A 9,417-nucleotide genomic window follows, 5' to 3' on the forward strand; every position below is an offset into this window, starting at 1 on the left:
CACCGCCTGCCGCCGCGTTCATCGGGCGGTGGGCCGATCGCGCCAGATCCAGCGGAGTGCCTCGGGCAGCAGCGCGCCGCCATCCGCGTCCGAATGACCGCCCGCGGTCCATTGGTAGCGGACGTCGTAGCGCGGGCCGGGCTGATGCTGTGCGTCGGCATGCGCGTTGGCCCAGGCGAGCGCCTTGACCATCTGCTGGTTGGCGAGGAACCAGCTGCCGTGCTCGTTGTCGAGGTCGGCGCTGCCGTCTTGGAAGAAGACGCGGATCGGGCGGATCGGCGACTTGCGAATCAGCCCGGGATAGAGGTCGCCGCCGAGCGCGACGGGTGCGCCATCGGCGCCGAGGCGAAGACCGATCGAGGTGTAGCTGCCGATGAAGCTGATGACGTTGCCGAACGCCTCCGGGTGTCGCCACGCCACCGTCCAGGAGGCGATCGCGCCGCTCGACGTGCCGCCGATCGCGCGGAGGCGCGGGTCGTCGGCGAAGCGCCAGCGCCGCGCCACCGCGGGCAGCAGTTCGTCCAAGGTCATGCGCGCGTAATCATCGGAGAGCGAGTCGTATTCCTCGACGCGATGATCGGGGTTCTGCATGCCGAGATCGGTCGGATAGGTCGCGGCGCGATGGCCCGGCGTGACGAAGATCCCGAGCGTCGGCGGCAGCGTGCCGCCGCGTATCAGGCTGTCGAGTACCGCCGGCACCCTGAGCGAACCGGTCGGGTTGGTCGCGCGCTGACCGTCCTGGAACAGCAGGAGGTTGGGGGGCTTCGCCCGATCATAATGCGGCGGGACATAGACCCAGTACCGTCGCACCGTGCCAGGGTAGACGCGCGATTGCAGCTGGAACGGGCCTTCCAGCCGGACGGACGCTGCCGGCGATCGGGCATCGGCCGCGGGTCTCGCGACCGCGCCTCCAGCGACCGCGAGCGCCAGTGTCGCCGAGAGTAGGACCGTGCGCATCTGTCTCCTCCTTTCGCGCCAGCCTAGCAGCGCGCGTCAGCGAGAGAAGCCCGGCGACGTGTCAGAGTGCGAGCTCGCGCCGCTCCGCCGCGCTGCGCAGCCCGGCGTCGAGCACCTCCATCACGGCCAGCGCCTCATGCGGCGGCACCGGGTTCGGGCCCTCGCCGCGGATCGCCGTCGCCAGCGCCGACCAGAACAGGCGATAGTCGCCGCGGCGATTGGGCGCGCGAGTCGACGTGGCACCCGGCGCTCCTGGGGTGAGCACTCCCTCCAGCGGATCATGGCCCCAGTCGTCGCCACCCGGCCGCCGACCGGCGATCGTCGCTGCCTCCTGCGGGTCGAGCCCGTGCTTGACCCAGCTGCCGCGCGTGCCGTGGACGGCGAGGCGCAAGCGGTGATCCGCGGCGAGCTTGCTCGAGTGCAGCGTCACGCGCTTGTCGGGGTAGCGCAGCGTCGCGTGGAAATAGTCGGGCGCGGGCGAGTCGCGGCGCAGCGTCGCGATGTCGGCCGTGATCGCGCTCGGGCGGCCGAACAGCAGTAGCGCCTGATCCACCAGGTGCGGCCCGAGGTCGAGCCACGAGCCGCCCGCGCGCGCCTCCTTCCAGGTCGCCGCGGGAACGGGCCGCCAGCGGTCGAACCGGCTCTCGTAACTCACCACCTCGCCCAGCGCGCCGTCCGCGATCAGCCCGCGCAGGGTGCGGAAGTCGGCGTCCCAGCGTCGATTGTGGAAAACGGTGAGCTGCCGCCCGGCCCGATCGGCCGCCGCGATCAGCGCGCGCGCCTCGGCCAACGAGGTGGCGAACGGCTTGTCGATCAGGACGTGCTTGCCCGCCGCCAGGGCGGCCTGGGCGTGCTCGGCGTGGAGATGGTCTGGGCTGGAGACGACGACCAGCGCGATCGACCCGTCGTCGAGCAGCGCCGCCACGTCGGGCACGACGCGCGTCGTTGGCCAGTCGGCGTGAACCTTGCTGGGGTCACGCGAGACGATGCCGCGCAGCTCCAGCGCGGCTGAGGTCATGATGTAGGGCGCGTGGAAGGCGCGGCCGCCGAGGCCGTAGCCGATCAGTCCCACCCCGATCGTGTCCGTCATGCTTGTCGCCCCCTCACCGACGATTAGGATGCCGCTGCCCTGCCGATCAAGCCGGCCGGACGCGCAGCAGCGCGAGGCCGAAGCCGATGAAGATCGTGCCGGTCAGCCGCTCGAAGGCGCGGCGGATCGCCGGGCGTGTCAGACAGCGCGCCAGCGAGCGTCCGCCGAGCGCATAGGCCATGTACCAGCCCGCCTCGATCACCGCGAAGGTGACGACGAGCAGCAGGAACTGGGGTGGCTCGGGCCCCGCTGGATCGACGAACTGCGGGAGGAAGGCCGCGGCGAACAGAATCAGCTTGGGATTGCTGATGCCGATCGCGAAGCCGCCGCGGAACAGCGCGGCGCGCGACTGCCGCGCGACCAGCTCGCCCGCGCCGACATCGAGCGGCGTAGCCTCGGCGCGCCACGCCCGGATGCCGAGATAGACGAGATAGGCGGCGCCTGTGTAGCGCAGCACCGCGAACGCGCCGGGCACCGCGAGCAGCAGCGTGGAGAGCCCCGCGGCCGAGGCGGCGAGTACCAAGACGACGGCGGCGAGACACCCCGCCATCGCCGCGACGCTGCGTCGCAGCCCCATCTGAACCGAGCGCGACATGACGTGCAGCATGTTCGGCCCCGGCGTGCCCGAGAGCAGGAACACCGCGCCGACGAACAGCCACCAGGTGTGAAGCGCCAACTCTCCTCCTCCGACTCACTGGACCGGCGCACGATCTAGCGCGCGGCCCTGTCGGGATCGAGCGTGCGGGCCAGCCTCATTCCACCGCGTCACCGGCGCCTGGGCAGGCCGGGAGCCTCAGGCGTGACCGACCGTCACGCCGGCGTCGTTCGCGTTCGGTTGCCGCTGATTCGCGATCGTCGCGGCGCGATGAAGATGCGAGGCGGAGAGGCCGCCGCGCTCCATCTTCGACCGTACGTCGCTCTCGATCTCACCCGAGAGGAAGAAGGGGTAGAGCGAGCGCTCGCTGACGCCGCCGGCGGCGCGCGTATAGTCGTCGACCTGTGCGCGGATCTGCGCGACTTCCAGGTGCATCAGCTGCGACGGCGCCCCCACCCCTTCGTTCTCCTTCAGCCCGCCGACCCGGTCGAAGCCGAGCATCGCCTCGTAGAAGCGACGGTGACGCGGGTTCACCTCGATAAACAGGTCGGTGCAGTCGTAGCGGCACTCGCCGTAGATGAAGATGAAGTGGAAGAAGGCAGCGAGGATCGCCTTCGACTGCACCGACGTCTCGAACGCGAATTTGGTGAGCTCGCACAGCTGCGCGCCGGGCACGCGGCGGTAGGTGTTGAGCTCGTTGCGGAAGGTGTGGTCGATCTCCATGCCCGCGGTTGAGTCAACCCCGAGCGTGAGCGTGCCGACCAGCGCACCGTCGATGTAGGCGGTGAAGGTCGAGTGAGTCGCGCTGGTCGGGATGCTGTGCGTCTCACCATAGCCGCGCCAGCCGTACCGCTTGTTGAGCAGCGATCGTGCTGCGGCGCGGTCGGCCTCGCCGGCGGCGACCTTGATCACAAGCGCGTGATTCTGGCCATCATTGCCGGTGATCATGGTCGAGAAATGAAATGCTTGGCGCAGTGGAGCCAGCGCGCTCTCAAGCAGAGAAGAAGACGAGCCGTCGATGTGTCGGCCCAGGTCAAGTGAACGTGGAGGCATACATCACCTTTGGATCGAGGAACCGTTTCGACAGTTGGACTTAGGACATGCGCTCTCATCGCCGCGGACGCGATGATCGCCGCAGACACACTATCCCGCGCGGTATCCAGCAGTGATGCCAGATGCCGTACGTACATCACTGACAAGCTAATCCTCTCAGTCGGCGCCAGGACAGGCGCACGACTGATCCGCGTCAGAACTAGATTGGACCCCTGGTTTTATCGTTCGTGTTTCATCAGCACGTTGAGCGAGTTCGTAACGGCATCCTCGCTAGAGCAGATTTAGTTAACAGGTCCTAGTCGGTCCGAGGCGCCGAAAGGTGAGTCGTGCGATTTCTCGGATGGACGTTCGGAACGGCCGCGCCGAAGTTCCGCAACGCAACGATTTTTTGTTGCAGGGCGATTGCCCCGAATGGGAGCAGCTATCGTTAATTTTTTGTTCATCCTTCAGGGGAGGCGTGTCATACGCCGGGCAGGCAGATGAAATCAGGCCGACTCGAATCAAAGGGAGTTCTTATGAAAAGCCTCGTTGCCATCACCATGGCGGCCGCCGCGGCGCTGGGCGCCGTCTCGGCCGAAGCAGCCACCTTCCCGGTCGGCTCGCCCAACTTCACCGCGACCGCGGGCGCCGGCGGCACCTTCTCGGGCGCCTTCAAGAACACCGGCATCGGTGCGGGCGTTTTCACTGACACCTTCACCTTCACGCTGCCGGCAAATGGCCTGGGCAGCGGCACGGTGACGACCAGCGTCACTGCGCTCGGCTCGGTCAACGACCTCGACTTCACCTCGGTGACGATCAACGGCTTCGCCGCGGACATCACCAAGACCGCGGGCGGCGCGTTCGAGGTGGCCTTCATCAACAACGTGCCGATCATCGCGGGCCAGCTCAACCGTCTCGTCGTCAACGGCGTGTCGCGCGGCAACGGCGCGTACGGCGGCCAGGCGACCTTCACCCCGGCGGCGGTGCCTGAGCCCGCGACCTGGGCGATGATGATCATGGGCTTCGGCGTGGTCGGCTATGCGATGCGTCGCCGCCGCACGGCGGTGCGCTTCAGCCAGGCGATCTAACCGGCGTCGGCGGCACGGCCGCCGATCCTGGTGAAAGGGAGGACGGCGTCTCGCGGCGCCGTCCTCCTTCTCGTTTCTGGACGAATCAGCGCGTGACGCTGCCCGCCTCGATCAGGTCGCGCAGCGCGGACGAGGTGCCGAGTCGCAGCACGTAGCGACCGTGCGGCGTCACCCAGGCGTGCTGCGCCTTGTTCCACACGCTCATCGGATGGTGGCTTGCCGCCGGATCAATCGCGATCGTCACCCGGCGCGACTCGCCAGGGGCGAGCGTGACCCGCTCGAAGGCGACGAGTCGGCGCGGCGGCTGGCGCGCGCCTCCAACGTCGGCGCCGGGCGGCAGCGAGAGATAGGCCTGCACTACCTCCGTCCCTTCACGCGAGCCGGTGTTGCGCACCGCCACGCTCGCACGCAGCACCTTGTCCTCGCCGACGGGCTCGAGGCGTGCCTCGCTCGTGACCAAACGCGTGTACGACAGGCCGTGACCGAAGGGAAAAGCAACGCACGGCGTCGATCCGCAGTGCGAATCGTACCAGCGGTAGCCGATCTCTAGCCCCTCGCTGTAGGTCACCGTCTGCGTGCTGCCGTCGCCGGCGGGGATGCCGGGGAACTGCGATGGTGCGATCGAGTCGAGGAAGCTGCGGCCTTTGATCGGGAAGGTGACGGGCAGGCGCCCGTTCGGTTCGGCGCGGCCGAGCAGCACGTCGGCGACGATATGGCCGTCCTCCTGCCCGGGAAACCACACCTCGAGGATCGACGGGCCATGAGGGCCGAGCAGCGCCGGATCCAGCGCGACGCTGGCATTGTCCTTCAGGACCAGCACGGTCTTGGCCGGCATCGCTGCCGCGGTGGTGGAGCGCGCCGACAGGATCGCGGTCAGCATCGCGACCGTCTCACTCGAGTGGGCGGGATTCGCCGTCTCGCCATCGGCGGTAGCGATCGCGCTCGGCTTGGCGACGTACCAGTCGAGCGACAGGCCGGCAGAGGCCGGCTGGGCGAGCTCGTGTCCGTCCTTGCGCGTGAAGCTGGCGCGATCGGCGCCCTCCTCGGCGTTCGTTCCCGCCATCACCACGACCGCCTCCGCCGCCGTGATCCGCACGAGCGCCTGCTCGAACGTGACGGCGCGGCCGTCGACCGTCGCGTTTCGATTGCCATCGTCGACCAGGATGTAGCTGACGGTGGCATCGGCGCGGCCGATGTCGCGGAGCCCGGCACGAAGGCCTTCGAGGGGCGTGACCGTGTAAGCGGGAACCACGTCCGAACTGCCGCCACCCGCGCCCATCGGCTTGCCCAGGATAGCGCCGCCCGCGATCGCCTGCTGTGCATAGGGTTGGCTGGCCTTGCCGACCAGCGCGATCGTGCGCGCGGCCCGGGCGAGCGGGAGGGCGCCGTTGTTCTGGAGCAGCACCGCGGCGCGCGCCCCGATCGCGCGCGCGGCTCGCGCGCCCGCGGCATAGTCGATCGGCGTCTGACGCAGCGCGCGGTCGAAGATCCCCGCCCTGAACATCTGCGTGTAGCGGCGCTCCAGCGCGCGATCGATCTGCGCGGGCGCGATCGCGTTCTCGGCGAGCGCAGCGGTCAGCTTGTCGGGCGCCCAGTGGATCGGCGTCGGCATCTCATGGTCGAGCCCGGCGTCGAGCGCGGCCGCGGTGCTTTTCTGCGCGAAGAAGTCGGTCTGGACATAGCCGGTGAAACCCCAGTCGTCGCGCAGCACGCCCGTCAGCATCGGCTTGTTGGCGCACGCCTGCAGACCGTTGAGGAAATTGTAGGAGCACATCACCGCGGCGACCTTGGCGTCCCTCACGCTCATCTCGAACGGAATAAGGTACAACTCGCGCAGCACCTGCTCGTCGACGCTCTCCTGGATGGTCATGCGGTTCGTCTCCTGCTCGTTGGCGACGAAATGCTTGGCCATGGCGATGATGTTGGCGGCCTGGACGGCACGGATCTCGGCCACCGCCATCGTGCCGGCGAGGTACGGGTCCTCGCCGAAATACTCGAAGTTGCGCCCCAGGATCGGTAGCCGCGCCAGGTTCATCCCCGGTGCCTCGAAGACGTGAAGCGCGAGGTCGTTCATCTCGCGCGCGATGACCGCGCCGAAATCGGCGGCGACTCGCGGGTCGAACGAGGCGGCGACCGCCATGGCGGACGGCAGCGCGGTCGCCTTGGCCGAGCTGGGATCGCTGTAGGCGCGGTACATCGAGCGCCGCTCCGTGGTCATGGCATCGCGCACGGCGAGCGAGACGCAGTCGTTCTGCCCGACGCCGACCGGGCCGTTGGTGATGCGGAAGGTGGGGATCGCCAGCGCGGCGATGCCGTCGACGTGGCGCGCGCCGAAGCAGCTCGGCAGCTCGGGCAAGACCGAAGGCTTGCTGCCGGTGAGCTGCTGCATCTTCTGCGGCAGCGTCATCGCGCGGACCAGGGCATGTGCCCGCTCACGGGCGACTGCCTCGCGCGCCTCGTCCGATCGCGCCGTGCGCTGCTCCTTGACCAGCGCGGGCGTCATCCAGGCAAGCGATGCCGGCGTCTGCGCCGCGAGCGGCCCGACCAGCGTGGACGAGACCAGCAGCGACCACATGCCGTGCCGAGACCGTGCCATCCTCATCCTCCCATGGTTGCCGGCTATGCCGATCGGCATTGGCCTTACCAGATGTCAGGGAGGTTGCCCAGCGCCGTGCGTGCAGGGGGCAGGGACGCCTCGCGCCGTGCCGCGCATCGCGTGGGGACGCGCGTTCTCGCCGCTTCGACATGCCAGCCGGCTTGACCCGCGCCGCGCGCGATGATCGAAGGCGAGGCATGAGCGAGCTGCCACCGAGCCAGAACAATGACGCCGGCACCCGCGCCGAGAAGCGCGCGGTCGAGGCGGCGGCGATCCGACGCCGCTGGGTCACCCTGGGTGAGGTGCTGGCGCTGGTCGCGGTGGTGATCTCGGCGCTGACCTTGTGGAGCAACTGGAGCGACCGGCGCGACGACAAGGTCGCCCAGGCCGCAGAATCGACGCGCGCCACCTCGCGCGCGACCACGCTGACCTTGGTGGCGTCGGCGGCCTCCAAGGACCGTATCACGCTGCGGCCGGCCTCGGACGCGCAGTCGGTGCAGGGCCAGACCCTGCTGTTCCCCTCCGCGCTCGGGCTCGACCCAGTGGAGACCACGGGCGAGCCGCGGATCGAGGGCGACTGGTTCGAAGGCGCACTGAAGAAGGCGCGCGCGGCGGCGCACCGGCCGGACGACAGTCGCGGCGACGAGCAGATGCCGGTCGCGATCGTCACGCGCTACCTCGTCGACGGCGCGCCGCACGACGACGTCGCGCTCTACGACATCGGTTATTCGATCAGCGGCCATCTGTTCAGCGGCCACAGCATCAGCCTGCGCGGGCTCTCGCTGGTGACGCGCGTGCCGCGTGCCAGCGCGCAGGCGCGGCTCGACGCGCGATGGGCGAAGCTGCTGCCGCCGCGCTGATTGGGCGCGGGGGGGCCGTCGGAATGCCGTGCTCCTGCGCGGGCAGGAGCCCAAGGGTCGCCGGTGCTGCGCGCGGTTACTCTGAGCTCCAGCGAGGGCGGTAGTACCCCCGCCGCGCCGGAAACTTGGCCGCGAGCTGACCCATAACGGCGAGCCGGTCCGTTCCCCTTATGTCCTGCGCCGCGTCAGCTGAGGTACGATCCTGTCGTCAGCGCGGAGGGCGGCAGCATGCGGCAGGGAAACGAGCGTTCACCGGAGAGCCGGGCGTTCCTCCACTATATTCGCACGGGGCAGCGGGTCACGGAGTCGTTCTTTACCGAGGAGCCGCCGCCCGAACTCAAGTTCAACCCCGACCACGATCCGGCGAACGGACGCTTCACGTCCGGGCCCGCGGGTGCGCGTGCCGTGTCGCGCGCGAGCATGCCCGGTGCGCGGCGCGTTGCGGCGCCGCGGCGGCTGCCGACGGGAACTTTGGCAGGGGAGCTCGAGGCACTACAAATGGGCACGGTATCGTCAGGGCGGTACGATCCCGGCGGCGTGTCCTACGGCGTCTTCCAGATCTCGACGAAGGCCGGGATGGCGAAGGCGTTCGTCGCCTCACCCGAAGCCGCTCGATATGCTCAAGCGTTCGCGCACCTTCAACCGGGATCGCCCGCGTTCGCCGTGAAATGGCGCGAGGTGACGGCCCATGATCCGGCCGGCTTCGATCTCAGCGCGCACAGCGACGCTTTGAGAGAGACGGTGTTCTCCGCCGCGGTTCAGCACCATCACGCGCCGACGTTCATCGCCGAAGCAGTACAAAACACCGACCTCAAGGTCGGCAGAGGAAACGCCCGCTACGAGGCCGTTCTGAACGACGAGATATATCTACGACGTGCCAGCTATCTCGAACAACTGGCGCTCAGTGCGAAAAAGCGGGGCGGAAAGGATGCGAGGACGTTTGACAACGCTGCTCATGTAAGGATGCCTGCTGAACGCGCAGCCGCGCAGAAGATGTTGGCTCCGCAAAAGATAGAAAAGCGATGAGGATTCTGGCCCTGCTTGCGAGGGAAGCCATGCCGCTGCATATCGCCCTAGGATCAGGACTCGTTGATCACAGCCAGAAGATGACGGTGGCAGCGAGGGCGACCGCGGAGAAGAAGACGATCGGGCAGCGGTCGTAGCGGGTAGCGACGCGCCGCCAGTCCTTGAGGCGCCCG

8 protein-coding genes and 1 pseudogene are annotated in these 9,417 nt (G+C 68.6%); 3 read left to right on the forward strand and 6 right to left on the reverse strand.

Annotated features, from left to right (window positions below):
• Positions 1 to 18 precede the first annotated feature (18 nt).
• From K7957_RS12070 to K7957_RS12085, 4 genes are all read right to left on the reverse strand, one after another.
• Positions 19 to 957, reverse strand: a complete 939-nt coding sequence (locus tag K7957_RS12070; protein WP_223012221.1) for an alpha/beta hydrolase — start codon at positions 955 to 957, stop codon at positions 19 to 21.
• Between the two features lie 61 nt (positions 958 to 1,018).
• Positions 1,019 to 2,047, reverse strand: coding sequence for an oxidoreductase (locus tag K7957_RS12075; RefSeq protein ID WP_223012222.1), 1,029 nt, complete (start codon positions 2,045 to 2,047; stop codon positions 1,019 to 1,021).
• A 46-nt stretch (positions 2,048 to 2,093) separates the two neighbouring features.
• The gene (locus K7957_RS12080) at positions 2,094 to 2,723 is read right to left on the reverse strand and encodes a LysE family translocator (protein ID WP_223012223.1); all 630 of its coding nucleotides are present in this window, start codon (positions 2,721 to 2,723) and stop codon (positions 2,094 to 2,096) included.
• 117 nt (positions 2,724 to 2,840) lie between these two features.
• Entirely contained in the window at positions 2,841 to 3,554 is a 714-nt protein-coding gene (locus K7957_RS12085) for an N-acyl amino acid synthase FeeM domain-containing protein (RefSeq protein WP_223012224.1), read from the reverse strand.
• Positions 3,555 to 4,210: 656 nt separating this feature from the next.
• Between K7957_RS12085 and K7957_RS12090 the strand changes: the two genes are divergently transcribed.
• Positions 4,211 to 4,762 (forward strand): FxDxF family PEP-CTERM protein, encoded by a 552-nt coding sequence (locus K7957_RS12090; RefSeq protein ID WP_223012225.1) that lies wholly within the window; start codon positions 4,211 to 4,213, stop codon positions 4,760 to 4,762.
• Between the two features lie 85 nt (positions 4,763 to 4,847).
• Here the strand turns inward: K7957_RS12090 and K7957_RS12095 are convergent, their stop codons facing one another.
• The gene (locus tag K7957_RS12095) at positions 4,848 to 7,358 is read right to left on the reverse strand and encodes a beta-glucosidase family protein (protein ID WP_223012226.1); all 2,511 of its coding nucleotides are present in this window, start codon (positions 7,356 to 7,358) and stop codon (positions 4,848 to 4,850) included.
• A 197-nt stretch (positions 7,359 to 7,555) separates the two neighbouring features.
• On the opposite strand from K7957_RS12095, the gene K7957_RS12100 reads away from it, so the two are divergent.
• Positions 7,556 to 8,218 (forward strand): hypothetical protein, encoded by a 663-nt coding sequence (locus K7957_RS12100; RefSeq protein WP_223012227.1) that lies wholly within the window; start codon positions 7,556 to 7,558, stop codon positions 8,216 to 8,218.
• 228 nt (positions 8,219 to 8,446) lie between these two features.
• Positions 8,447 to 9,244 carry a VgrG-related protein gene (locus K7957_RS12105; protein WP_223012228.1) on the forward strand — a complete coding sequence of 266 codons (798 nt, stop codon included), beginning with the start codon at positions 8,447 to 8,449 and terminating at the stop codon, positions 9,242 to 9,244.
• A 67-nt stretch (positions 9,245 to 9,311) separates the two neighbouring features.
• Here the strand turns inward: K7957_RS12105 and K7957_RS12110 are convergent.
• Positions 9,312 to 9,417, reverse strand: a pseudogene (locus K7957_RS12110) (IS5 family transposase); the annotation flags it as partial.

The organism is Sphingomonas yunnanensis, assembly GCF_019898765.1.
Classification (GTDB): domain Bacteria; phylum Pseudomonadota; class Alphaproteobacteria; order Sphingomonadales; family Sphingomonadaceae; genus Sphingomonas; species Sphingomonas yunnanensis.